Source organism: Mesorhizobium sp. WSM4840, from assembly GCF_055811755.1.
Genome location: NZ_JBVVQD010000012.1, coordinates 101,909 through 123,770 on the forward strand (window position 1 = coordinate 101,909; position 21,862 = coordinate 123,770).

At 63.2% G+C, this 21,862-nt stretch carries 23 protein-coding genes; 7 read left to right on the top strand and 16 right to left on the bottom strand.

Going from position 1 to position 21,862, the window contains the following annotated elements; genetic code table 11:
- Nucleotides 1-14 precede the first annotated feature (14 nt).
- Nucleotides 15-227 carry a cold-shock protein gene (locus AC0L3I_RS17685; RefSeq protein ID WP_006202521.1) on the bottom strand — a complete coding sequence of 71 codons (213 nt, stop codon included), beginning with the start codon at nucleotides 225-227 and terminating at the stop codon, nucleotides 15-17.
- Nucleotides 228-482: 255 nt separating this feature from the next.
- On the bottom strand, nucleotides 483-695 hold the full coding sequence (locus AC0L3I_RS17690; RefSeq protein ID WP_023799871.1) for a cold-shock protein: 213 nt from the start codon (nucleotides 693-695) through the stop codon (nucleotides 483-485).
- 453 nt (nucleotides 696-1,148) lie between these two features.
- Here AC0L3I_RS17690 and AC0L3I_RS17695 point away from each other — a divergent pair, with 453 nt between their 5' ends.
- Nucleotides 1,149-1,550, top strand: a complete 402-nt coding sequence (locus AC0L3I_RS17695; protein ID WP_473527726.1) for a Kazal-type serine protease inhibitor domain-containing protein — start codon at nucleotides 1,149-1,151, stop codon at nucleotides 1,548-1,550.
- A 142-nt stretch (nucleotides 1,551-1,692) separates the two neighbouring features.
- On the opposite strand, the gene AC0L3I_RS17700 is transcribed toward AC0L3I_RS17695, so the two are convergent.
- The 4 genes from AC0L3I_RS17700 to AC0L3I_RS17715 all read right to left on the bottom strand — a co-directional run bounded on the left by AC0L3I_RS17700 (nucleotide 1,693) and on the right by AC0L3I_RS17715 (nucleotide 2,705).
- The gene (locus tag AC0L3I_RS17700; RefSeq protein ID WP_473527727.1) at nucleotides 1,693-1,917 is read right to left on the bottom strand and encodes a hypothetical protein; all 225 of its coding nucleotides are present in this window, start codon (nucleotides 1,915-1,917) and stop codon (nucleotides 1,693-1,695) included.
- 88 nt (nucleotides 1,918-2,005) lie between these two features.
- The gene (locus tag AC0L3I_RS17705; protein ID WP_023799867.1) at nucleotides 2,006-2,143 is read right to left on the bottom strand and encodes a hypothetical protein; all 138 of its coding nucleotides are present in this window, start codon (nucleotides 2,141-2,143) and stop codon (nucleotides 2,006-2,008) included.
- Between the two features lie 50 nt (nucleotides 2,144-2,193).
- Nucleotides 2,194-2,442: a hypothetical protein gene (locus AC0L3I_RS17710; RefSeq protein ID WP_258122639.1), complete on the bottom strand. Its 249-nt coding sequence runs from the start codon at nucleotides 2,440-2,442 to the stop codon at nucleotides 2,194-2,196.
- The gene (locus tag AC0L3I_RS17715; protein WP_473527728.1) at nucleotides 2,439-2,705 is read right to left on the bottom strand and encodes a hypothetical protein; all 267 of its coding nucleotides are present in this window, start codon (nucleotides 2,703-2,705) and stop codon (nucleotides 2,439-2,441) included. Before AC0L3I_RS17715 ends, AC0L3I_RS17710 begins: the two co-directional genes overlap by 4 nt.
- Before the next feature lie 376 nt (nucleotides 2,706-3,081).
- Here AC0L3I_RS17715 and AC0L3I_RS17720 point away from each other — a divergent pair, with 376 nt between their 5' ends.
- The 3 genes from AC0L3I_RS17720 to AC0L3I_RS17730 all read left to right on the top strand — a co-directional run bounded on the left by AC0L3I_RS17720 (nucleotide 3,082) and on the right by AC0L3I_RS17730 (nucleotide 5,423).
- On the top strand, nucleotides 3,082-3,276 hold the full coding sequence (locus AC0L3I_RS17720) for a hypothetical protein (protein WP_473488732.1): 195 nt from the start codon (nucleotides 3,082-3,084) through the stop codon (nucleotides 3,274-3,276).
- 84 nt (nucleotides 3,277-3,360) lie between these two features.
- Nucleotides 3,361-3,627, top strand: coding sequence for a DUF1488 family protein (locus AC0L3I_RS17725; protein ID WP_473527729.1), 267 nt, complete (start codon nucleotides 3,361-3,363; stop codon nucleotides 3,625-3,627).
- Between the two features lie 212 nt (nucleotides 3,628-3,839).
- Entirely contained in the window at nucleotides 3,840-5,423 is a 1,584-nt protein-coding gene (locus AC0L3I_RS17730; RefSeq protein WP_473527730.1) for a tetratricopeptide repeat-containing sulfotransferase family protein, read from the top strand.
- A 7-nt stretch (nucleotides 5,424-5,430) separates the two neighbouring features.
- On the opposite strand, the gene AC0L3I_RS17735 is transcribed toward AC0L3I_RS17730, so the two are convergent.
- The 6 genes from AC0L3I_RS17735 to AC0L3I_RS17760 all read right to left on the bottom strand — a co-directional run bounded on the left by AC0L3I_RS17735 (nucleotide 5,431) and on the right by AC0L3I_RS17760 (nucleotide 13,242).
- Entirely contained in the window at nucleotides 5,431-5,784 is a 354-nt protein-coding gene (locus tag AC0L3I_RS17735) for a DUF1428 domain-containing protein (protein ID WP_473527731.1), read from the bottom strand.
- A gap of 67 nt (nucleotides 5,785-5,851) precedes the next feature.
- Nucleotides 5,852-6,280 carry a VOC family protein gene (locus AC0L3I_RS17740; protein WP_473527732.1) on the bottom strand — a complete coding sequence of 143 codons (429 nt, stop codon included), beginning with the start codon at nucleotides 6,278-6,280 and terminating at the stop codon, nucleotides 5,852-5,854.
- Nucleotides 6,281-6,465: 185 nt separating this feature from the next.
- The gene (locus tag AC0L3I_RS17745; protein WP_473527733.1) at nucleotides 6,466-6,651 is read right to left on the bottom strand and encodes a hypothetical protein; all 186 of its coding nucleotides are present in this window, start codon (nucleotides 6,649-6,651) and stop codon (nucleotides 6,466-6,468) included.
- Between the two features lie 104 nt (nucleotides 6,652-6,755).
- On the bottom strand, nucleotides 6,756-8,285 hold the full coding sequence (locus AC0L3I_RS17750) for an ABC-F family ATP-binding cassette domain-containing protein (protein WP_473527734.1): 1,530 nt from the start codon (nucleotides 8,283-8,285) through the stop codon (nucleotides 6,756-6,758).
- 447 nt (nucleotides 8,286-8,732) lie between these two features.
- The gene (gene uvrB / locus AC0L3I_RS17755; RefSeq protein ID WP_473527735.1) at nucleotides 8,733-11,882 is read right to left on the bottom strand and encodes an excinuclease ABC subunit UvrB; all 3,150 of its coding nucleotides are present in this window, start codon (nucleotides 11,880-11,882) and stop codon (nucleotides 8,733-8,735) included.
- 112 nt (nucleotides 11,883-11,994) lie between these two features.
- Nucleotides 11,995-13,242 carry a hypothetical protein gene (locus AC0L3I_RS17760; RefSeq protein WP_473527736.1) on the bottom strand — a complete coding sequence of 416 codons (1,248 nt, stop codon included), beginning with the start codon at nucleotides 13,240-13,242 and terminating at the stop codon, nucleotides 11,995-11,997.
- A 142-nt stretch (nucleotides 13,243-13,384) separates the two neighbouring features.
- On the opposite strand from AC0L3I_RS17760, the gene AC0L3I_RS17765 reads away from it, so the two are divergent.
- Together AC0L3I_RS17765 and AC0L3I_RS17770 are read left to right on the top strand one after the other, a co-directional pair.
- Complete coding sequence (locus AC0L3I_RS17765; protein ID WP_473527767.1) at nucleotides 13,385-14,437, top strand: CapA family protein; 1,053 nt, start codon at nucleotides 13,385-13,387, stop codon at nucleotides 14,435-14,437.
- Nucleotides 14,438-14,554: 117 nt separating this feature from the next.
- Complete coding sequence (locus tag AC0L3I_RS17770; RefSeq protein ID WP_473488757.1) at nucleotides 14,555-15,526, top strand: hypothetical protein; 972 nt, start codon at nucleotides 14,555-14,557, stop codon at nucleotides 15,524-15,526.
- Here the strand turns inward: AC0L3I_RS17770 and AC0L3I_RS17775 are convergent.
- Entirely contained in the window at nucleotides 15,523-16,032 is a 510-nt protein-coding gene (locus AC0L3I_RS17775) for a hypothetical protein (RefSeq protein WP_473527737.1), read from the bottom strand. The genes AC0L3I_RS17770 and AC0L3I_RS17775 overlap by 4 nt on opposite strands.
- 949 nt (nucleotides 16,033-16,981) lie before the next feature.
- On the opposite strand from AC0L3I_RS17775, the gene AC0L3I_RS17780 reads away from it, so the two are divergent.
- The gene (locus AC0L3I_RS17780; protein WP_473488722.1) at nucleotides 16,982-17,920 is read left to right on the top strand and encodes a diacylglycerol/lipid kinase family protein; all 939 of its coding nucleotides are present in this window, start codon (nucleotides 16,982-16,984) and stop codon (nucleotides 17,918-17,920) included.
- 91 nt (nucleotides 17,921-18,011) lie between these two features.
- On the opposite strand, the gene AC0L3I_RS17785 is transcribed toward AC0L3I_RS17780, so the two are convergent.
- Genes AC0L3I_RS17785 through AC0L3I_RS17795 form a run of 3 tightly spaced genes read right to left on the bottom strand, consistent with a single transcriptional unit; the run spans nucleotide 18,012 to nucleotide 21,756 of the window.
- Complete coding sequence (locus AC0L3I_RS17785) at nucleotides 18,012-18,935, bottom strand: NAD(P)-dependent oxidoreductase (RefSeq protein WP_473527738.1); 924 nt, start codon at nucleotides 18,933-18,935, stop codon at nucleotides 18,012-18,014.
- Nucleotides 18,932-20,143: a mandelate racemase/muconate lactonizing enzyme family protein gene (locus AC0L3I_RS17790; protein WP_473527739.1), complete on the bottom strand. Its 1,212-nt coding sequence runs from the start codon at nucleotides 20,141-20,143 to the stop codon at nucleotides 18,932-18,934. The genes AC0L3I_RS17785 and AC0L3I_RS17790 overlap by 4 nt, the downstream gene beginning before the upstream one ends.
- Nucleotides 20,140-21,756, bottom strand: coding sequence for a GMC family oxidoreductase (locus tag AC0L3I_RS17795; RefSeq protein ID WP_473527768.1), 1,617 nt, complete (start codon nucleotides 21,754-21,756; stop codon nucleotides 20,140-20,142). Before AC0L3I_RS17795 ends, AC0L3I_RS17790 begins: the two co-directional genes overlap by 4 nt.
- Nucleotides 21,757-21,862: the final 106 nt, after the last annotated feature.

Genomic DNA, 21,862 nt, shown 5'->3' on the forward strand with positions numbered 1-21,862 from the left:
GTCTCGAACTCGGCTCAGCCGATCGACAGGTTGACGGCTTTCGGACCCTTGCCGCGCTTGTCCGGCTCGGTGTCGAATGTTACCTTCTGCCCATCCTCAAGACCGGGAAGACCCGACGCCTGCACGGCCGAAATATGGACGAAGACATCCTTCGCCCCATCATCCGGCGTGATGAAGCCGAAGCCTTTGGCATGATTGAAGAATTTGACGGTGCCGGTCTGCGGCATGGGAAGCTCCTTTGATCCCATCAAGTCCAGTCTCGGGCCGGCAAATGCCCGAGTGGAAATTTGTCGTTTATTTTAGCGTCATCGGCAAGAGAAAGTTTTGCGAGCCCTGGCTTGCCGCCACGCCACGAAAAAGGCGCGACGAAAACCGCCGCGCCTTCGAAAACTCGGGTCCGGCCCTGAAAGCCGGTTCAAGGCCTCTGAAGGGCCTCGGGCACATTCCTGGCACGTCCGCGCGGACGTGCGCGCGCCGACGATTCAGTCCGCGCGCAGATTGACCGCCTTCGGTCCCTTGCCCATGCGGTCGGGCTCGACGTCGAAGGTGACCTTCTGGCCATCGACGAGCGTGCGCAGGCCCGAAGCCTCGATCGCGGAGATGTGGACGAACACGTCCTTGGCGCCGTCATCTGGCGTGATGAAGCCGAAGCCTTTGGTAGCGTTGAAGAATTTAACGGTGCCGGTCTGGGCCATTGGGGAAACTCCTTCACCCGTGTCAGTCTTTGTGGTTTGCCCGCCGCCTGACGCCGTGGGCAAGTCCCGGTGGTTGCTTCGGCAGTCATGCATTGGCGCATGGTCAAAACCCCCCGCCGAAAAACGGGGCCGTCAGAGATTCACAGTATCGGGGAAAGGTCGTCCAAAACGTTCCGCTCTCCGGGTCGCAAATGCCCGAACACAAAATTTATCGCACGGAAAGGTGATCGTTGCAAGGTAGCGCCCGCGGGCCACCCAATGGGCGCATTCCGACGCATGGCATCGATAGGACGGGGTGCTCGCCCGGTCATCGGCCAGAGCCTGGCCACGCATAGTCCAGCGGGCTGGGGCAGCTTGCAAACAGGGGTTGCATTTGGCGGTGGAATGGCGAGGATCGGCTGGAGTGGAGCGCGCGCGTTTGCGCCCGAGCGGTGGCTCGAGGGAGGTATAGTCATGAAATTTCTTGCGGCAATCTTCTCTCGGCAGGGTTTTGCCATCCTGTTGCTGTCGGCAGTTCTTGCAGCCTGTACCGCGGTTGTGGTGGAGGAAGGACCGGTGTACCGCCCGCCAAGGCCCGGGCCGCAATTCTGCACCAAGCAGTATGATCCGGTCTGCGCCCGGCGCGGTGGCGACCGCCAGACCTTCGCCAATGCCTGTCTTGCCGAGCGGGCCGGGTACCGCATCATCGGCAACGGCCAGTGCCGCGACGGCGGCGGCAGTGGTGACGAGCAGACATTCTGCACGCGCGAGTATGCCCCTGTCTGCGCACGCCGCCGTGGCGAATTGCGCACCTTCCCCAACGCCTGCGAGGCCCGCGCCGCCGACTATCGCATCGTCGACGACGGTCCCTGCTGAGAGGCTGGTTTCCTCCCCGTCTCCGGACGGGGAGGGCAGCTGGCGCCTCTTGCCTCTACGCCGGCCGCCTCGCCTTATGGCAGTAGGGCGATGAACTCGACCGCGCGCATGGGCTTGGCAAACAGCCGGATGAACTTGGTGCTCATCCGTTCGCCGGATACGTTCCATCGGCCGGGCCGACATAGAGCTCGCTGCCGTCCTCGTCGGAAATGCGCAGCCGGTCCGGGATCTGCGGCATCGACAGCGTGTGGAACAGCGCGCAGGCGCCATGCAGGGCGGCGCGCAGGTTCGGCGCCTCGAGCGCCACTCTGTCGAGCATCGCTTCGTCGGCGTCGCGCGAACGATAGAACTCGACGACGAAGTTCAAGCACGCCTCCGTGTTGCGGCGCCGCAGTCCTGCAGGCGCATCGGGCCGCTGCGGTGCGCGCATGAAGACGGGTGCGCGGCTCGGAGTGCTAGCCCTTGGACTTCGGCTTCAAACCGGCTTCCGCCTGCTTGACGGCCGAGCCGAACGGCGAGGCCGGCTTTGCCGCCGTCTTGTCCTTCTTGGGCTTGCGTGTCTCGCGGTTGCTGCGCTGTTGACCCTTGGCCATTTCTTGATCCCTCGTGATTGGTGAACGTGATGGTGACGGTTGATGCGCGCCTAGGCGCTCGGATCGTCGGCCACTTCGAGATTGTCTTCCGTGGTGACCCGCTCATGGGTCTCCTCGTCGCTGCGGATACGGTATTGCGGCGAGCCGTCCTTGACCGGCAGCTTGCTCTTGATCTGGAACAGCTCAGCGGTCTTCTGGACAAGGCCGGTGCGGCTCTTCATGCGAACGGTCTGGCCGATCGCGAAAAGATGTGCGGGCGTGTCGGTGCGCGGGCGTGCGTTCTGCTGGAAGCGGATCATGCGGCATTCTCCTGGTCGCGCCTCAGCGCGGTTTCGAGTTCGGCGAAGTCGATGGCGACCAATTGGCTGGTCTGGCTTTTCACCGTCCTTGCCGGCAGATGGATGAAGGTGGCGACACGGCGCCAGGCAAGCCACGACATGCCATCGATAAGCTCCTCATCGTGGTCGATGTCGTAGTCGCCGGCCGGCAATTTTCCTTCCAGGCCGCCGAGCTTGAAGGGTGCCTCGAAATGCGCGATGGAATGGGTAGTTCGGCCAGACATTCTCGTGCCTCGAAGTCTCGTTCCCGGCTTGGATCCGATAAGGTGGTGCCCGCTTCGCGGCACCGGGACTTAAGTGTTGTGCGTCCCTGTATCGGCAATTTGGGTATCGGCGATCTGGAATGAGTTTGGCGGGTCGAGAACCTCTGACGCCGCGAGATGCCAAGCTTGGCCCAAAAAACGATCTCTATTCATTAATCCGAAATTGCGGTTTATTCAAGAAGATTCCCGCCTGTCGCCGACCTTGTCGCGAAATTACTTTTCTAGGGCTATTTGTAAAATGGTGATACGATCCGGACACTTCACAAGAATTGTTTGAGATTGTGCCGGAAAAATTCATCCCGGCATCGATTTTTATTTACATCTGAAAGGAAAAACCATGGTTTCCGTGAAAACACCTGATAGTTCGACCGTAACAATCGAGCCGATTATCAAGCAGGCCGCCGGGCCTACAAAAGTCATGTCGGCGCGGCTGACGATACGAAGTGACGAGGCAGCAAGGCGAAGGATCGCCGACACCGACGGCACGCTGCGGCGGGCCAGACAGGTTGCGGAGACCAACCGCCTGATCTGACAGCCGGCTCGCAGTAGTACTTTGATTTTGCGGATGATCCTTTCCGAACCTCCGGTTCGGGGTCATGCGCTGAGGAGTTCGATCATGACGCTCAGTTTTCCCAACCGCAGCCGCTCCTACGACGCTGCGGCCAGGCGCATTCGTTTCGTCGGTCACGACGGCATGTTCGAAGTGCCCTTCTTTGTGGAGATTGCAGCGCTTTCGGCGGCAAGTCCGGCCACGGGCGGGGCGGAAGCCGAGTATCTCAGCGCCTTCGATGCGGAGCGTTCGTCGATCCAGGATGTTGCGCGCGAAGCCTATTCGCACGGCCGCAAGAACATGTATGTATTGACCCAGGCCGATTTCCGGTAAGCTGGCCTGCGAACCCTTGAACCTGCCGCGCCGATGGCCTAGATCGCGGCAGGCGGACAAAACACGGCAGGTTTCCCATCAACAGAGATCAGAGAAGACCGGCAGGCGCGGGCGCCAATTTCGGCTCAGGCGGACAGCCGCCGCTGGGGCTCGACCAGCGCGTGCAGCAGGCACTGCAATTGCATCAGGCGGGGCGCCGGCAGGAAGCCGAGATGCTCTACCGGCAGGTGCTGGCGCAAAAGCCCAATCATGCGGCGGCAGCCCATTTCCTCGGTTTGCTGCTGCACCAGACCGGGCGCAGCGCTGAAGGACTTGATCTCCTCGAACAGTCGGTGCGCCTGCAGCCCCAGAATCCGGATTTCCTCAACAATCTCGGCACGGTGATGCGCGACCTCGGCCGTGTCAGTGCAGCCGTCGATTTCTTCCGCGGCGCGGTGGCAATCCGGCCGGACCAACTCGCGGCGCGCGACAATCTCGGCTCCTCGCTAAAGCAACTCGGCCAGTTCGAGGGCGCGGAGGAGATTTATCGCGGCACCATCGGTCGCAACCCGTTCCATGTCCGCGCCCGCATCGGGCTTGCCGAAACGCTGCAGGAGGCAGGGCGGCTGGAGGAGGCGCTCGCCGTCTTCCGCGAAGCATTGGCAATTCGGCCGAAGGACGCCGACCTGCTGCACGGTCTGGGCGTCGGGCTGATGGAGAAGGGCAACCTCAGAGAGGCGGCGGAGCATTTCCGGCTGGCGCTGGCGGTCGATCCCGGCATGGCCAGGGCCTGGCTGATGCTCACCCAGGTCAAGCGCCAGCAGGAGCGTGACGCCGAGCTTGCCGGGATGGAGGCGCAGCACGCAAAGGCGCCGGAAGGCAGCCTGGCGCGCATGCAGCTTTCGTTCGGCCTCGGCAAGGCCAATGACGATCTGAAGGATTATGGCCGTGCCTTCGATTATTTCGCCGAAGGCAATGCGATCCGCCGCACGGGCATCGACTATGATGCGGGCAAGACACGCGCCGAATTCGAGGCGATGAAGGCAGTGTTCGACAAGGCCTTCTTCGACGAGCACAGACCGAGCGGGATTGCCGACGACACGCCGATCTTCGTCGTCGGCATGCCGCGCTCCGGCACCACGCTTGTCGAGCAGATCATCGCCAGCCATCCGCAGGTCTATGGCGCGGGCGAGCTCGGCATATTGAAGACGGCGGTCGGCAAGCAGTTTCCGCCGGGTATGAAGGGCGGCTTTCCCTCGGGCATCACCGACATGCCCGACAAGGTCTATGCCGAGGCGGGGCAGGCCTATCTAGACCTGCTGCACGCCCGCTATCCGGGTTTCCGGCATGTCACCGACAAGATGCCCGGCAACTTCCTGCTGATCGGCTTCATCCATCTGATGCTGCCCAAGGCCAAGATCATCCATTGCGCGCGCGACGCGGCGGCGACCTGCCTGTCGATCTACAAGGTGCATTTCCGCGGCGACAGCCACCGCTACGGCTACGACCTCGGCGAGCTCGCCGATTTCCACAATCTCTACACCGATATCATGGCGCATTGGCGCACCGTTTTGCCTGATGTCGTACACGATGTGAGCTACGAGGATTTCGTCGCCGACCAGGAAGGGCAGTCGCGGGCATTGATCGCCCATCTCGGCCTGCCATGGGACGATGCGGTGTTGTCGTTCCACGAGACCGACCGGCCGGTGCGCACGGCGTCGGCGGCGCAGGTGCGCCAGCCGATGTACCAAGGGTCGGTCGATCTGTGGAAACGCTATGGCGACCGGCTCAAGCCGCTGCTCGACCGGCTGGCGTAATGCAGGCCTACAGCTCAATGAAGGGCTGAAAGCCGCCGAAGATCATGCGCTTGCCGTCGAACGGCATCGCCGACCAGTCGGATTTCATGCGTGGGTCGGCCATCACCTTGGCCATCACCGCATCGCGGCTCTGCCGCGATTCATAGACGGCCCATGAGAAGACGACGACCTCGTCTTCCTTGGCCTGCACGGCGCGCGGGAACGAGGTGACCTCGCCATAGGGCACGTCGTCGCCTATGCATTCGACAAAGGCGAGCGCACCATGCTCCTTCCAGACGGCGCCGGCTGTTTGCGCCAGCTTCTTGTAGGCATCGAGATTTGCCTTGGGCACGGCAAGTACGAAACCATCGACATAGGACATTGTGGTTCTCCTTGGGTTGGGTAGGGTTTTTCCTCCTCCCACAACAAGGGGAGAAGGAAAGAAGGCGCTACGCTGCCTTCACCGGCGCGTTCATCGCCCACTCCACGCCGAAGGGATCAGTCAGCTGACCCCAGCGGTCGCCCCAGAACATCACCTGCAGCGGCGTGCCGACCTTGCAGCCGGCGTCGACGGCGCGCTTCCACCAGGCGTCGATGTCATCGCTGCCGAGATGGAGCTGCATGGTGAAGCCCTGCGGCTTCACCGCGGCCATTCCGTGCTCGGGATAGAAGTCGGAGATCATCAAGGTCGAACCGTTGATGTGGAGATGGATGTGCATCGTCCGCCCCTGCTCGTCCGGCGGGTAGAAGAAGACCTGCTCGGCGCCGAAGGCCTTTTTGTAGAATTCGGCGGCTTTGAAGGCGCCATCCAACTGAAGATAGGGCGTCAAGCCGCCAAGGACTTTCGCTGCGGGCTGGGTTTGGGGCTGATCGTTCATCTTTTTGCTCCTCTCTGCGTTTGGATTGACCTTGCGGACCACAGGACGAATGAAGCGGCGGCGGTCCTACACGTCAGATACATTTTTTAATTGCCGAGACCAGATGGGCCGGGCCGTCGGCGGCTGGAGTGACCCTGGGCGACGCGCAAGGCTTATGACGGCGCCGCTGCGGTCGGCTGGTCTCTTCATCTTGCCTCGGACAAAGAGATTGCAATCCGGGGGCTGTTTTGCGCGTCGACGACGATCTCCGGCCAGCCGATGTCCTTGCGCAGTTCGATCGGCAACGAAAGGAGGGCGCGCTCGCTGCGGTAACGGGCGCGAGCCGCCGAGTAACGGGTCGCTATGCGACCTACGGATGACAGAATAGACATGATGCTCTCTCCTCGATTGGCGCCGGCATCACCGTGTCGGCAACCCAAGGACGTGGCGCGCGGCCATGATCCGACAGAGCGTCGGAATTTTTTGCCGCAAAGCTTCAACCGCCCGTTTCTGCCACCGATCGGAAGAAATCCTCCGGGCTGTCGACCTCGGCCAGCCGCCGGTTCTCGATCAGCCAGAAGCGGTTGCCGATCGCCCTGATGAAGGAGCGGTCGTGCGAGGCCAGCACGCAGCTCGCCTGATGGCCGAGCAATTCCGCCTCCAGCGCCTCCTGGCCGTCGATGTCGAGATGGTTGGTCGGCTCGTCGAGCAGGTAGAAATTGGGATTGGCGAGCCTCAGCGCCAGCATCATCAGCCGCGCCTTCTGTCCGCCCGACAGCACGCCGATCCTGCGCTCCTGCATGTCGATGCCGACGCCCGCACCGGCGAGTAGCGAGCGGGCACGCTGCTCGCCGACATCGAATCTGCGCGAGAGCATCGCCAGCGGCGTGTCGTCGCCGCTGATGCCCGACAATGCCTGGTCGCTGTAGCCGAGCACCGTCGAGGGCGTCACCTTCACGCCTTGCGCCGCCGTGTCCGGCTCGACGATGGCATTCCTGATCAGGTTGATGAGCCGCGACTTGCCGACACCGTTGCGGCCAAGCAGCACTATGCGATCGCCTTGGCAGATGTGGCGCTTGCCGGTCCTGAACAGCAGCGTGCCGTCAGGCGTTTCGACCGCCACGTCGTCGAGCGTGATCAGCACCTTGGCATGGGTGCCGCGAATGGCGAGCTTTATCGCGCCCGCCGATCTTTCGCGGTGCGCCGGCGCTGCGACCTCCTCGAGGCGCTGGGCGCGCTGGTTGAGCTGCTTGGTCTTGACCGTCAGCAGGTCGCTGCCCGAATTGATGCCGATGTTGTTGAGCTTGGCCGCCTGCCGGCGCAATTGCTGCGCCGCCTTCATGTCGCGCTGAAACTTGCGCTCGGTCGAGGCGTCGACTTCGCTCAACGCATCGCGTGCCCTGGAATAGGGCAGCGAGAATACCGGCGACTGTTCGGGGCGCAGGAACAGGGTCCGGTTGGTCGTCCCGTCGAGGAATGCCCGGTCGTGGCTGGCGATCATCACCGGCACCTCGCGCGGCAGCGCGTTCAGCCAGTTCTCGAGTTGGCTGATCTTGGCGAGGTCGAGATGGTTGGTCGGCTCGTCGAGAAGCAGGACATCGGGATCGGTGACCCAGACGCGCGCGATCAGCGCCAGCCTTTGCCAGCCGCCGCTCAAGGCCCGCATCGGCCGCTCGCGCATCGGCTGCGGTACGTCAAGTGAATCGAGAACCACGTCGACACGCCATTGCTCGCTTTCGGCCTGCTCGGCCGGCAAGGCGTCGGCCACCACCTGCTGAAAGCGCTGCTCGGCCAGTGCTGCGGGAACGGCTTGCTCGACATAGCCGACGCGCAGACCGCGCGTGCGGGTGATGTCGCCTGATGTCGGCTCCATTTCGCCGGTCAGGCACTTCAGCAAGGTGGATTTGCCGCGGCCATTGGCGGCGACGATGCCGAGGCGGTCGCCGGTGCCGATGGTGAGATCGAGGTTGGAGAAGAGCGGCGCACTCATGGTGACGCCGAGGGACTTGAGGCTGATCAGGGCCATGTGGGTTTCTCTGGTCTGGCCGGAGGGAGGTTCCGGTTCGATGCACTTTGACGGTGCGCAGGCTGGCCATCAGGCTCGGCGTTGCGGCACCACGAAGGGCAGACCAAGAAAATCGAAGCGGGAGAACCCGGACCGTCTCTGGTCAGCCCTGCAAGCAAGCTCGCAGGGCAGGGACAGGGCCGCGCTGACGGTGGTGGTCGAAAGTCACGCAGCCCCTCCTTTCAAGACGTTGAGTTATGGAAACTGGCTACACCAGGGGCAGGGCCGATGGCAAGTGGCACCGCCAATAGGGCTTCAGACAAGCGGTAGCGCCGATCTCCGGAGCAGGCACTGTCGGCGAAGCTGCCGATCTCCCCCCTTGCGGGGGAGATCGGATGTCGCTTCGGCTTCGCCAATCATCAACGCTGGAACGTGGTGAGCAGCGCAAATTTGAAGCAATTGCCTGCCCTACCGTCCCGGCCTGCCCGTCTTACCCGGCCGGCGCTTTTCGCGACGCGCGTCGGTGGGGTCTTCGTAGGACCCGATGCCGGCACGTTCGCGCTTGACTGGCTTGTCGCCCTCAACAGGCTTTTCGGTCCGGCGCACGGTCATCTCGTCGAGCGAGTTCTTCTTGAACAGCGGCTTGGTCGAGTCGCCGGGGATGCCGAAATCGGAGCCGTGCGCCTCTTCGGCCGACTGTTTCTTGAACAGCGAGCGCGACACCGCCCCGGCGGGCGTCGGCATGTCGGAGCCCGGACCCATCGCATCGAGCGAAGGCTTGGCGAATAGCGGCTTCTTGACCGGCACGGCGCCGTCGGCGCCCATCTCGTCGAGCGCGGGCTTGCGGAAGAGACCCTTGCCGTCATCGTCGACCGTGCGGTGAATGGCGCGGCCCTTGTTGTGCTTGCCCTTCTCGCGGCCCGAAACCGGGCTTTCCATATCGGCATATTTGGCCAGCGGATCGTCGGAGATGGACAGTTCCATCTCGCGCAGCCGCTTGATCTCGTCGCGGATGCGGGCCGCCTTTTCGAAGTCGAGATTGGCGGCGGCGTCGCGCATCTGCTTGTCCATCGCGTCGAGATGGGCTTTCAGATTGTTGCCCATCATGGCGCCGGCGCTGTCGGTGAACTGCGAGATGTCGGCGCGGACATGATCCTTCTCGTAGACCGAGTCCAGGATGTCGGAGATGCGCGACTTGACCGATTCCGGCGTGATGCCGTTGGCCGCGTTCCACTCCATCTGCTTTTCGCGACGGCGGTTGGTCTCGGCCATCGCCCGCTCCATCGAGCCGGTGACCTGGTCGGCGTAGAGGATGACCTTGCCGTCGACGTTTCTGGCGGCGCGGCCGATGGTCTGGATCAGCGAAGTTTCGGAGCGCAGGAAGCCCTCCTTGTCGGCATCGAGAATGGCAACGAAGCCGCATTCGGGAATGTCGAGACCTTCGCGCAAAAGGTTGATGCCGACCAGCACGTCGAAGGCGCCGAGGCGCAGGTCACGCAGGATCTCGATGCGCTCCAGCGTGTCGATGTCGGAGTGCATGTAGCGGACGCGAATGCCCTGCTCGTGCAAATATTCGGTCAGGTCCTCGGCCATGCGCTTGGTCAGCACGGTGACCAGCGTACGGTAGCCGGCCTTGGTGGTTTCGCGGATTTCGCCGACGACATCATCGACCTGGGTCTTGGCCGGGCGCACCTCGACCGGCGGATCGATCAGGCCGGTCGGGCGGATGACCTGCTCGGCAAAGACGCCGCCGGACTGCTCCATCTCCCAGGCGCCGGGCGTCGCCGAAACCGCGACGGAGAGCGGGCGCATCGCGTCCCATTCCTCGAAGCGCAACGGCCGGTTGTCCATGCAGGACGGCAGACGGAAGCCGTACTCGGCCAGCGTCGCCTTGCGGCGAAAGTCGCCGCGATACATGCCGCCGATCTGCGGCACGGTGACATGGCTTTCGTCGATGAAGACCAGCGCGTTGTCGGGGATGTACTCGAACAAGGTCGGCGGCGGATCGCCCGGCTGGCGGCCGGTGAGATAGCGCGAATAGTTCTCGATGCCAGCACAGGAACCGGTCGCCTCAAGCATCTCCAGATCAAAGCGGGTGCGCTGCTCCAGCCGCTGCGCCTCGAGCAGGCGTCCTGCCCGTTCGAGTTCGACCAGTCGGTGCTTGAGCTCTTCCTTGATCGACTTGATGGCCTGGTTCAACGTCGGGCGCGGCGTCACATAGTGCGAATTGGCGTAGATCTTGACGCTCTTCAGCTCGCCGGTCTTCTGGCCGGTCAGTGGGTCGAACTCGGTGATCGCCTCGATCTCGTCGCCGAACAGCGAAATGCGCCAGGCGCGGTCTTCCAAGTGGGCAGGGAATATCTCGATCGTGTCGCCGCGCACGCGGAATGAGCCGCGCACGAAATTGATATCCTGCCGCTTGTATTGCTGGGCGACGAGATCGGCGAGCAGCGCGCGCTGGTCGAGCCGATCACCGATCTGCATCTGGAAGGTCATCGCCGTGTAGGTCTCGACCGAGCCGATACCGTAGATGCAGGACACCGAGGCGACGATGATGACGTCGTCGCGCTCCAGCAGCGAGCGCGTCGCCGAATGGCGCATGCGGTCGATCTGCTCGTTGATCGAGGATTCCTTTTCGATGAAGGTATCCGTCCGGGGCACATAGGCTTCCGGCTGGTAATAGTCGTAGTAGGAGACGAAATACTCGACGGCGTTTTCCGGGAAGAATTTCTTGAACTCGGAATAGAGCTGCGCAGCCAGCGTCTTGTTGGGGGCGAGGATCAAAGCAGGGCGCTGCGTCTCCTCGATCACCTTGGCCATGGTGAAGGTTTTTCCCGAGCCGGTGACGCCGAGCAGCACCTGGGTGCGGTCGTTGTCGTTGACGCCTTCCACCAGATCCTTGATCGCCGTCGGCTGGTCGCCGGCCGGCTCGAAATCCGACACCATCGTGATGACGATGCCGCCTTCGGACTTTTCAGGCCGGGCAGGGCGGTGCGGCGTCCACAGCACGCCATCTTTGTGCAGCGGGTTGCCGGATTCGATCAGCGCCGACAGCGCCGCAACGGTGGCGGTGACGCCGCCGGAGGCCATGGTCTCGGCTTCCTCCAGCGAAACATCGAGGCCGGCAACTGGATTGAGACCGGCTGCGGTGCGCTCCCGCGCCGACGCCGCGCCGCCCATTGAGGTGCCCCGCGCCGTGCGGCCGGGGGAGGAGGAGCGTTCGGGGATCTTCTTTTGCTTGGCGCCTTCCCTCCCCCTCGAGGGGAGGGCGGCGGCGGAGCCGCCGGGTGGGGTCGGTGCGGCAGCGCTCGGCGATGCCTTATGTTGAGCGCTTCCTTTGCCGACCCCCTCTCTCGCCTTCGGCGACATCTCCCCCTCAAGGGGGGAGACTTGGCGCCCTTCCTTTTCGGCTTCCTGCTCGATCTGCTCGGCCCAATCGGCGATCGAGCCGGTCAGCGGCGCGCCTGAAAACTCGGTCTGCGGCGTCTCGGCAAAACCGCCCTTGCGCAGCGGCTCCGACGCATCGAGGAAATCGGTCAACGGGCTGCGCCGCTTGGGCGGCGAAGCACGATCATCACGCGCCGGCGGCGGCGTTTTTTTATCAGAAAGTTTGGCCATGCCCCGAATATGGGAGGTATCGGCCAAAATGGAAAGAGCGGAGTGACTAGGGGCGCAAGAGGAAACCAAGCTCCTGACACAAGGGTGTCAGGAGCGATGCCGAAACGCGCCCTCAGTTGAACCACAGCGCAAACGTCAAAAACCCGGCGCCGCCGAACTGGCGCTGGATCTGGTCGAACTCTTCGCCGGTGAGGATTTTTCCGCTCTCGAGATAGGGCGCGATAGCCGGGCCGGTGATCGATAGCACCAGGTCGAAGGGCTTTGGTTCGTCGAAGAAGCGCTTCATATTGATGCCTTTGTCGGCGAAGCGGAAATGCGGCAGCAAGATGCGGCCTTCGAGCAGGTCCTCGGCCATATCAAGCGCGGCGTGCCAGGCCTGGACCTGCTCCTCGCCGACTTCCAGGCCGGTGAGCGGGCTGGCGCCTTTCTGTTGCGGGCCAGGCAGCCATTCGCGGTCGTTGTCGGTCTCGGCGCGGATCGCCTTCCAGTCTTCGCGGGACAGGCGGATCATTTCCATGAGATGGCGGCGCGCCGCCTGCCGCCGCTCCGGTTCGACCACCGGCCAGTTGACCAGATGGACCAGCGAGATGAAATCGGCGATGCGCCATTCGGACGACAACATGCCGCCGCTCATGCCGCCGTCCAGCGGAACGAGCGTGTCCTGCAGAGGCAGTTTGGCGCGCGGGAACAGCATGTGGAACGAACCGTCGAAGGCGTTCCTGAAATCATGCGCGAGCCAGAAATCGGCCTGCGCCATCAGGAATTCGGCATAGCCCTGCAGCCAGTAGCCATCGGCGCGGTCGAAGCGGAAGGTGAGGGCGGGTGCGGCTGCGTCTGGCGCACCGCCGCGTGACAGGGACGCCATGATCGCGGCGGCACTTTCGTCCGGCGCGATCTGGCCGTCCTCGTTGAGGTCGATGCCGAGACGGGTGAGGTCGACCTCCATGCCGATGTCGGCATCGGCAGGCACGGATCCAAGCGTGGCGGCGGACTTTTCCAGCCGATCGCGGAAGGCGACCAGGATGGCGCGGAAGTCGTCGTAGGTCAGCGGCTCGGGATTGGGATTGTCCGGCACCGGCAGCCGCATCAGCGGCAGTATGAATGATTGCGGGCTTTCGAAACCGTGCCCGTGCAGGCCGCCGGCCAGGATCTCCAGCGCGGTGAAGAATTGGCCGGCGCCCGCGGCGTAGGCCGACGCGGGATCAGTGGGCGCGGCTTCGAGCGCTGTAAGCGTGCTGTCGCGGTCGGCCACGGTTTTTGCCTCGAACAGGGCGGCCGGTTCGGGGGCTGCGGCACCGGCAGAAGCAACCGGCAGCAGCAGAATAAGGGCGGATGCCAGCAGGCTCGAAAATCGCGTCATCTTGGTCCTCCGGTATGCTGTTCGGCGGCAAGCATACACGCAATTCGCGTGCCGCGCCTTGTCCGCACGATTCCGAACAGAGGCGCTTCGCTATATCGGGCGCATCGTCTACCGTGGCAGTTCATTCCGGTACAGGCTGCGCGTGTCGAACTATCCGCTTTCCTACAAATTGTCTTGGCTGCCGCGTTTCCTGAAGCCGACGCTTGGCGGCGACGCTAGTGGTTTTGCACCGGCGGCAGGAACGATGATCGAGCCGCCGCCGGGGCGGACGGTGCGGCTCGCCTTTGTCGGCGATATCTCGGCGGTGGCCAATCGCAGTGCGCCGCAATGCGACCCGGCGATCGCCACGTTGCTCGGCTCCGCCGATCTGGTGGTCGGCAATTGCGAAAGCCCGGTGGTGGAGCGACCGAGCGCGGCGATGGGCACGAAGCTTGGCACCCGTCACGCCATGACCGAGCGGTTTCTTGCCGAGACGCTGGCGGCCGTCGGCATCTCGCGCGAGAAACTGGTGCTGTCGCTCGCCAACAATCATGTGCTCGATCAAGGCGTCGAGGGTTTCGACGAGACCGTGGCGGCGCTGAATCGTCTCGGCATCCGCAGCGTCGGTACCGCCGCCGGCGATCCGGTCGAACGCCTTGCGGTCGGGCCGCTGACAATAGGCTTCGCCGCTTTCACGCTGTGGCGCAATGCCGGCGCGGCTGCGTTCGCGGGCCGTGTGTCGATGCAAGGCGACCCGGCACGATGGCCGCGCGGCGCCGCCGTCGACCTCACCTGTGCCGTGCCACATTGGGATTGGGAATTCCGGCATTTTCCACAGGCTGAAACGCGGGCACTGGCACGGCATTTGGCCGCGCAAGGCGTCGGGCTGATCGCTGGCCATCATGCCCATGTCGTGCAGCCGGTGGAACGGATCGGCAAGGCGCTCGTCGCCTATGGGCTCGGCGATTTTCTTGGCACCGCCTTGGCGCGACAGCCATGGCCCGGCCGCATCGGCGGCATCCTGACCGCCGATGTCAGCGCTGATGCCGACACGCGTGGCGCCATTGCCGCCTACCGGCTGCATGCCTTCATGCGGCTGCGCGCCGGCGATCATGAGCGGCTGGTTCCCATTGAGGCGCTGGAGGGCGCATTAAGGCAAAACGTTACGAACCGTTTCGTTGCGGTTTTTGGTAAGGGAATTGATGGCCACAGTTGACTGGTGGCTCGGATAAATCGTGTGGGCTCACCACCTTTCCCAACGCTGTAGTCGCGCGACTTTCCGCAAAATCGGCTATTGTCCGAGGGTGTTCGGTCTTTCGACGGTGGGATGGCGATGGAAGCGGCGGATTTCATGCCTGATGAAACCGACATCGCCGGCATCAAGAGCAATCTCGCGGCCTATGAGGCCGAAAGGGCTTCGGCCTACCGGCGAGTCCGCTGGCGGGTGCCGCTGTTCATCGGCCTGGTGCTGTTGTTCGTGGCACTCGTCGCCTGGCTTTTCAACATGATCGCCGACCCATACGAGCGATGGTTCTCGACGCCGCATGTGTTCCTTTATGTCGTCGGGTTCGTGGCGGCGATCCTGCTCTATTTCCAGGCGATCAAGCCGACGAGCACGTTGCAGCAATCGTTCCGCAAGACGCTGCTGCCGATCATCTTCGGTTTCATCGAGGACATGCGCTACCAGCATGATGTGACGCCGAATTCGTTCGACCGGCTGCCGCGCGAGACGATCGGCACTTTCAACACCAAGCGCTTCGACGACATCGTATCCGGCCGCTACGAGGGATTTCCGTTCGAGCTTTACGAAGCGGATCTCCGGCAAGGCACGGGCAAGAGCGGCACGATAGCATTCAAGGGGATCGTCGTTGCCTTCGAGACGATCGTGCCGTTCCCCGGCATATTGGTGGCCGCCCGCCGGACTGACATGGCCGTCGGGTTCTTCCGCGGCATGTTCGCCAGCAGGATGCAAGAATTGTCATGCGGCGTGCCCGAGCTCGATGCCGCCTACGACTTCCGCACCGACAATGTCGAGGCGGCGCAGCCGCTGGTGAGCGGCCGGCTGGCGCAGGCACTCACATGGCTCAGCGAGACATGGCCCGATGATCCAGCGCGGGTTGCGCTCAATGGTAGCGATGGTTTTCTACTGTTGCCGCAGACGAAGGATTTTTTCGAGCTGCCTGATATCTCGGTGCCGCTCGACTACGCCAAGCATGTCGCGCCGATGATATCAGACATCGGCGCGATGCTGGCGACGGCTGCGCTGGTGCGCAAGATCGGTGCAAAGGACGAGGCAGCGGGTTAGCCGCCGGGCATCTTGGCCGCCAGCCAATTCGCCGACCGCTTGGCCATGCCGATGGTCGCGGATGCGGCGCGGCCAAGGTCTGTCTTGACGACGCCGTAGCCGTTCTTTGTGCGATACAGCACCGGGCGTCCGCTATCGACCACAGAGTCATAGGCAACCGGTGTGGCAGCTTCTGTTTCCGTCGCCGTTGCCTGCGATCCGACAGCAACGTTGGGCCGATGGCTCAATTCCGAGGGGAGCGGGTCGGTGCCTGTCTGCGCTGCCGTCGTCAACGCGGGCATTGAGGCCGTCGCGGCAAGCTGCGATGACGGCGTTTGCGTCGTGCGACATATGCCCGAGATCAGCGGGTAGTTGAAATTGCGCGCGTGCAACGTCTGGCTTTTCATGGCCGCTTCGCAATCGGCGATGGTCGACCACTTGGCCGGCGTCTCGCCAATATATTCGCAAAGCCTGGCATCGCAGTCGCAGCCGACGATGGTCATGGCGACAAGGGCGGTCTTGATCACGGTCTTGTCCCTTCGAGTTGCTTGAAAAATACCGCCGAGGTTCTTCGCGTGACCGAACAGGATGCGCGACGCTCAGGCATCGTCAATCACCGTGGAACAAGGCGGGATTTGGCCGCGATTATGGAATGAGCGTGACGGGTACGCCACGGAACCTTTCACCATTGCTGACTGTGGCCGAAAGGTCTCACCAATCGTAGATGTGTTCGACTTGACGTCTGCTGCAAAGCTTCTGAATCAACGTCAGGAAGTTTCCGTCCGGGGCGATCGTAGTCGATCCGATGCGCGTGAGCCTGGCGGTCAAATCGCGAGAGAAGCCCAAACGACAGTCGGCGCCGGGATTTCTCCCGGCGCCTCCCTGTCAGATCAGGACACGGTCGCGGCAGCAACTTCCGTAAAGACGTCGCGCCATGCCGGCCTTGATGTTGACGGTCCTGCCAGTCACCGCCCGAGGGCAGCGTCCGTTCGGGACCTCGCCAGTTCCACCCTTGCGAGCTTCGTCCAGCGCGCCATCGAAGGTTTTTGCCGTCCTTCATGGCAGCATCGGTCCGCCGTAGGCGTTCGCACGCTTTCCGCGGCCCCGTAGGTCTCGGCATCCCTCCTCAAATCAGGCAAGCCTGCTTTCGTTCGGGGCCGTACGGGCCTCAGGAAATCCGCCGTTTCGCTTTGCCTTTCGACTTGGCGATCGGTAGCCGCCTGAGATGGGTTTAACATACGGGGGATAAGCGTTTGGCGAAACAGCCACGAGCCTGTGGATAGCGGGATTATCGGGGACTGAACTCGGCGGCCGAGCGTTTTTTTTCGACGAGATGCAGGGGCGGATCACGCCCTCATCTGCGGCGAGCAGCAAGATCGAACATTCGGCCCTTGCCCCACGGAGCGGCGCGGGCTTCAATGCCGGCAAAGGATTTTAGGACAGCAGTGTCGTTGCCGTCCTTTGGGGAGGGCGTTCTTGAAGGTCGGGGTGGTTCTCAATCCGATTGCCGGTGGCGGCCGGCTCAAACGGCATTGGCCTGAGGTCAGTGCTTCGCTCAGGAAATATTTCGGCGATTTCGAGCTGCGCGAAACGCAGGCGACCGGCGATGCCGAACGGCTGGCGCTCGTCCTTGCCGCCAGCGGCTTCGACCTGGTGATCGCGGCGGGCGGCGACGGCACCGCCAGCGAAGTGGCCGACGGGCTGCTGCAGGCGTTTGCAGAAAGCGGCCGGACGGCCGAGCTCGGCCTGCTGCCTTGCGGCGCCGGCATCGATTTCGCCCGCGGGCTCGGTCTTTCGGACGAGGTCGACTTGACGCTGAAGCGCATCGCCGAGGCCAAGGCTCGCAGGGTCGATGCGGGCCGCATCTCCTATGTTGATGACCATGGCGCGCTGGCCAGCCGTCATTTCATCAACATTGCCAGCCTCGGTCTTTCGGGCGCTACCGACCGGGCGGTCAACGCCGACAAGCGCAAGGGCAAGGTGTCGGCCAAGGCGCTGTTCTACTGGCGCACCGTGTGGGAATTCATGCGCTACCGGTTCCAGGACGTTGTGATCACCGTCGATGACGGCGTCCCGGTCGAGGCGCGCGTGGCGCTGGTGGCGGTGGCCAACGGAAAGTTCTTCGGCGGCGGCATGATGATCGCGCCGGATGCCGAACTGGACGACGGGCAGTTCGACATCGTCATCCTGCGGGCGGCGGGCAAGTTGAAACTGATCTGGGATATCCGTCTGCTCTATGGCGGGCGGCATCGCAACCATCCGGCGATCACCATTTTGCGCGGCAAGAAAGTGGTTGTCGAACCGTTGGGCGATGTCCAGAAGAACGGCGCGCTGGTCGACGTAGACGGTGAATCGCCGGGGCGCATACCGGCGACCTTCGAGATCCTGCCGGGCGCGCTTACGCTGAGGTATTGAATCAACGCGCTGAGAGACTGATTCAGGTCGTTACGGGCGTGATTTCGGCGATCCAGTCAATGTACTGAAATCGCGTGACAATTACCTGATGTCAGACGTCGACTTTGGCGGGGAAACCAGGCGCACGAAGGTCGGTCCCGACCGCATCTTCCAGAAGCTTGACGATCATGGTCGACCAGGCGCTGCCGCCATAGGTGTTCTTGCCTTGTTCGAATATGGCGTTGACGCGCGAGGCAAGCTCGAGCGGCACGCCGAATTTCTCGGCCATGTCCAGTGCGAAGCCCAGGTCCTTCAATGCGAGGTCCATGGTGAAACCGATATCGTAGGAGCCGTTCAGCACCAGCTGACTCTCGGTCTCGTGGACGAAGCTGTTGCCGGACGAGGCTGATATGGCGTGGTAGGACTGGGCAAGATCCAGCCCGCCCTTCCTGGCCAGCATGAGCGCTTCGCCGGCGGCGACGAGATGGATGAAGGCCAGCATGTTGGTGATGACCTTGATCACCGCCGCCGAACCGATCGGCCCCATCAGGAAAGACCTTGCGCACATCGCGTCGATGGCCGGACGGTGGCGCTTATAGAGTGCCGGATCGCCGCCGACCAGTGCAGTGATCTTGCCGACGGCCGCCAGATGCACGCCGCCAGTAACTGGACATTCGAGCGTCTCGACGCCGCTTGCCGAAGCCAGGAATGCAAGGCGCACAATCTCGTCTTGGCCATTGGTCGACATCTCGATCCAGCTTCCGCCCTTGGGCAGGCCTTCGAGCAATCCGCCGGGACCGGCCAACACCGCCTCGCTGATATCAGGCGACGGCAGGCATGTGATGGCGTTGCCGGCCAGGGCGGCCGCCTCGGCTGGGCTCTTTGCGGCGGTCGCGCCGAGCGTCAAAAGGCGCTCGACAGCCGCGGGATCGCGGTCGAAGACGGTGATGGTGAAACCATTGCGGATCAGGCTGGCGACGAGATGAGCGCCGAGATGGCCAAGGCCGATGAAGGCGTACCGCTCGCGCGCGCTCACGGCATCAACGGCGTCTGCATCATCTGCAGATGCAGGTCCGTACCGGTCCAGGGATGCGCCTCGCAGACGGCTTCGTCGAGCTCGACACCAAGGCCCGGTTCCTTCGACGGAATGACGTTGCCGTCCTGCCACTCGATCTTCTTCTTCAGCAGCTTTTCGTGAAAACCGTCCCACTGCTTCAGCGATTCCAGGATGAGGAAGTTGGGCAAGGTCACGGCTAGCTGGATGTTGGCCGCACCGACGATCGGCCCGCAATAGCAGTGCGGTGCGATCTGGATGTGATAGGCCTCGGCCATGGCGGCGATCTTCTTGGTTTCGAGAATGCCGCCGGAGCGGCCGAGGTCAGGTTGCAAAATGGTCGCCGCGCGGTTCTCGATAACACGGGCGAATTCGAACTTGGTCGTCAGCCGTTCGCCGGTGGCGATCGGGATCGGCGTGCCGCGCGCCACCTGTGCCATCACTTCCGGCATGTCGGGCGGCACCGGTTCCTCGAACCACAGCGGGTCGTAAGGTTCGATGGCGCGGGCCATGCGCAGCGCGCCCGATGCGGTGAACTGGCCATGCGTGCCGAACAGGATGTCGGCCCTTGTGCCGACCGCCTCGCGTATCGCCTTGATCATGCGGGCGGAGAGATCGATGTCGACGAGACGCGGCTGGTGACCGTCAAAGGCGGTGTAGGGGCCGGCCGGATCGAGCTTGACGGCATTAAAACCCTGCTCGACATATTCGAGCGCGCATTCGGCCGCCAGATCGGGATCGTTGTAGACGTTCTTGCCGCGCGCATCCTCCGAGTGGACGCTGCCGCTGTGCGGATAGAGGTAGGTATAGGAACGCAGCGTTTCGTGCACCTGCCCGCCGAGCAGCTTGTAGACCGGCTTGTCGGCCTCCTTGCCGATAATGTCCCAGCATGCCATTTCGAGCGCCGAGAAACAGCCCATGCCGGAAACGTCTGGGCGCTGGGTGAAGCCGGACGAATAGGCGCGGCGGAAGAAGTTCTCGATGTCGTGCGGATCGCGGCCGACGAGATAGCGTTCGGCCATGTCCTCGACCATTTTCGCGGTGACATGAGCCGAGAAGGTGGCGTTGTAGGCCTCGCCATAGCCGACCACGCCGCCGTCGGTGGCGAGCTTGACGAAGATGAAATACTTGCCGCCGATGCCGGGCGGCGGATTGCCGACAACCCAGGTCTTCACCTCGGTGATTTTCATTTTTGATCCTCCAGAACCAGTTCGGCGCCCTTCCATCCGGTCATGATCGAGGCGGCGTTGGTGTTGCCGGTGATGTTGTCGGGAAAGATCGAGGCGTCGATGACGCGCAAGCCGGCGAGGCCGTGAACTGTCAGGCGCGGGTCGACAACGGCGCGCGCAGCGTCCGGTCCCATGCGACATGTCGAGACCGGGTGGTAGACGGTGCCCGAACGTTTCCTGAAATCCTGAATGAGATCCGTGTCCGAGGTGATTGATGGGCCCGGCAAAACCTCTTCCTCGATGATCTCGGCCATCGCCGGCATGGCGGCGATCTTCCGGATGAACTTCACCGCCGCCAGCATTTCGGCGATATCAGCCTCGGTCGAAAAGGCATTGGCGACGATCTTCGGATAATCGCGCGGATTGGCGGAGCGGATCATGATCTCGCCACGGCTCGATGGACGGCAGTTGGACAGGCCGATGGAAAAGCCCGGCCAAGGATCTGGGGTCAGGATCGGGCGTTCTCCGCTCTTCGGGATGACGGTCGAGAACGCCTGGAAATAAAGCTGCATGTTGGGCCGTGAAAGAGCCGGGTCGGTGCGGAAAAAGCCGCCGGCATTGTTCATCGACAGCGACAGCGGGCCGGAGCGCAAGAGGACATATTGCATGCCGACCATGAGCTTGCCCCACCACGGGCGTAGAATCTGGTTGAGCGTCGGCAGCCGACCCTTGAAGGTGTAGTTGATGCCGACATGGTCCTGCAGGTTCGCCCCGACATTCTCTTTGGCGTGGACGACGGGAATGCCGAGCGCGCCAAGAAGCGCCGACGGGCCGACCCCGGAAAGCTGAAGCAATTGAGGCGAGTTGATCGAGCCGCCCGACAGGATGACCTCGCGGCCGGCGCGGGCGGTTTTCGTCTCACCGTCCTGCAGGTACTCGATGCCAACGGCGCGCTTGCCCTCGAACAGGATCCTGGTCGCCAGCGCATTGATCTCGACGCGGACATTGTTTCTCTTCATCGCCGGCCGCAGGAAGGCGCGGGCAGCCGACATGCGGCGGCCGTTTTTGGTGGTGATCTGATAGATGCCGGCGCCTTCCTGGGAGGCGCCGTTGAAATCCGGATTGAACCGCAGGCCGGCCTGGTTGGCGGCCGCCAGATAGCGCTTGGTGAGCGGATGGACTGAGGTCGAGCAGTCGGTGATATGCAACGGGCCGCCAACGCCGCGCCACTGGTCGGCGCCGGCCTGATTGTCCTCGAGCGCCTTGAAGACGGGCAGCAGGTCATCGAAGCCCCAGCCGGGGTTGCCGGCCGCTGCCCAAGCGTCGAAATCCTCGCGCGCGCCGCGGATCCAGACCATGGCGTTGATCGAACTCGAGCCGCCGAGCAGCTTGCCGCGCGGCCAGTGGTCGACATTGCCGGCGAGCCCCGGGTCCGGCTCGGTCTTGTAGTTCCAGTTGACCGCCGGGTCGAAGAAGGTCTTGCCGTAGCCGAGCGGCATCTGCACGTAGAAACGCCGGTCGGTGCCGCCGGCTTCGATCACCAACACCGAGAAGCGGCCGGAAGCCGACAGTCTTTCGGCCAGAACCGAACCGGCCGAGCCGGAGCCGACGATGATAAAATCATAGGTCTGCATGGTGGCTGCGGTCGGCTCCGAATTCTCGCTCAACCTAGACGCCGCAAGCCGCCGCGATCCGCGGAGCTTGCGGCATCGCCTGTGAAAAAAGCGACCGGCACTTCGT

Excerpts from the sequence above, each read along its gene's own strand:
- uvrB (WP_473527735.1), bottom strand. The coding sequence starts at position 11,882 with ATGGCCAAACTTTCTGATAAAAAAACGCCGCCGCCGGCGCGTGATGAT.
- AC0L3I_RS17730 (WP_473527730.1), top strand. The coding sequence starts at position 3,840 with ATGCTCTACCGGCAGGTGCTGGCGCAAAAGCCCAATCATGCGGCGGCA.
- AC0L3I_RS17715 (WP_473527728.1), bottom strand. The coding sequence starts at position 2,705 with ATGTCTGGCCGAACTACCCATTCCATCGCGCATTTCGAGGCACCCTTC.
- AC0L3I_RS17695 (WP_473527726.1), top strand. The coding sequence starts at position 1,149 with ATGAAATTTCTTGCGGCAATCTTCTCTCGGCAGGGTTTTGCCATCCTG.
- AC0L3I_RS17735 (WP_473527731.1), bottom strand. The coding sequence starts at position 5,784 with ATGTCCTATGTCGATGGTTTCGTACTTGCCGTGCCCAAGGCAAATCTC.
- AC0L3I_RS17770 (WP_473488757.1), top strand. The coding sequence starts at position 14,555 with ATGGAAGCGGCGGATTTCATGCCTGATGAAACCGACATCGCCGGCATC.
- AC0L3I_RS17690 (WP_023799871.1), bottom strand. The coding sequence starts at position 695 with ATGGCCCAGACCGGCACCGTTAAATTCTTCAACGCTACCAAAGGCTTC.
- AC0L3I_RS17725 (WP_473527729.1), top strand. The coding sequence starts at position 3,361 with ATGACGCTCAGTTTTCCCAACCGCAGCCGCTCCTACGACGCTGCGGCC.
- AC0L3I_RS17795 (WP_473527768.1), bottom strand. The coding sequence starts at position 21,756 with ATGCAGACCTATGATTTTATCATCGTCGGCTCCGGCTCGGCCGGTTCG.
- AC0L3I_RS17790 (WP_473527739.1), bottom strand. The coding sequence starts at position 20,143 with ATGAAAATCACCGAGGTGAAGACCTGGGTTGTCGGCAATCCGCCGCCC.
- AC0L3I_RS17745 (WP_473527733.1), bottom strand. The coding sequence starts at position 6,651 with ATGTCTATTCTGTCATCCGTAGGTCGCATAGCGACCCGTTACTCGGCG.
- AC0L3I_RS17760 (WP_473527736.1), bottom strand. The coding sequence starts at position 13,242 with ATGACGCGATTTTCGAGCCTGCTGGCATCCGCCCTTATTCTGCTGCTG.
- AC0L3I_RS17685 (WP_006202521.1), bottom strand. The coding sequence starts at position 227 with ATGCCGCAGACCGGCACCGTCAAATTCTTCAATCATGCCAAAGGCTTC.
- AC0L3I_RS17720 (WP_473488732.1), top strand. The coding sequence starts at position 3,082 with ATGGTTTCCGTGAAAACACCTGATAGTTCGACCGTAACAATCGAGCCG.
- AC0L3I_RS17705 (WP_023799867.1), bottom strand. The coding sequence starts at position 2,143 with ATGGCCAAGGGTCAACAGCGCAGCAACCGCGAGACACGCAAGCCCAAG.
- AC0L3I_RS17750 (WP_473527734.1), bottom strand. The coding sequence starts at position 8,285 with ATGGCCCTGATCAGCCTCAAGTCCCTCGGCGTCACCATGAGTGCGCCG.
- AC0L3I_RS17710 (WP_258122639.1), bottom strand. The coding sequence starts at position 2,442 with ATGATCCGCTTCCAGCAGAACGCACGCCCGCGCACCGACACGCCCGCA.
- AC0L3I_RS17740 (WP_473527732.1), bottom strand. The coding sequence starts at position 6,280 with ATGAACGATCAGCCCCAAACCCAGCCCGCAGCGAAAGTCCTTGGCGGC.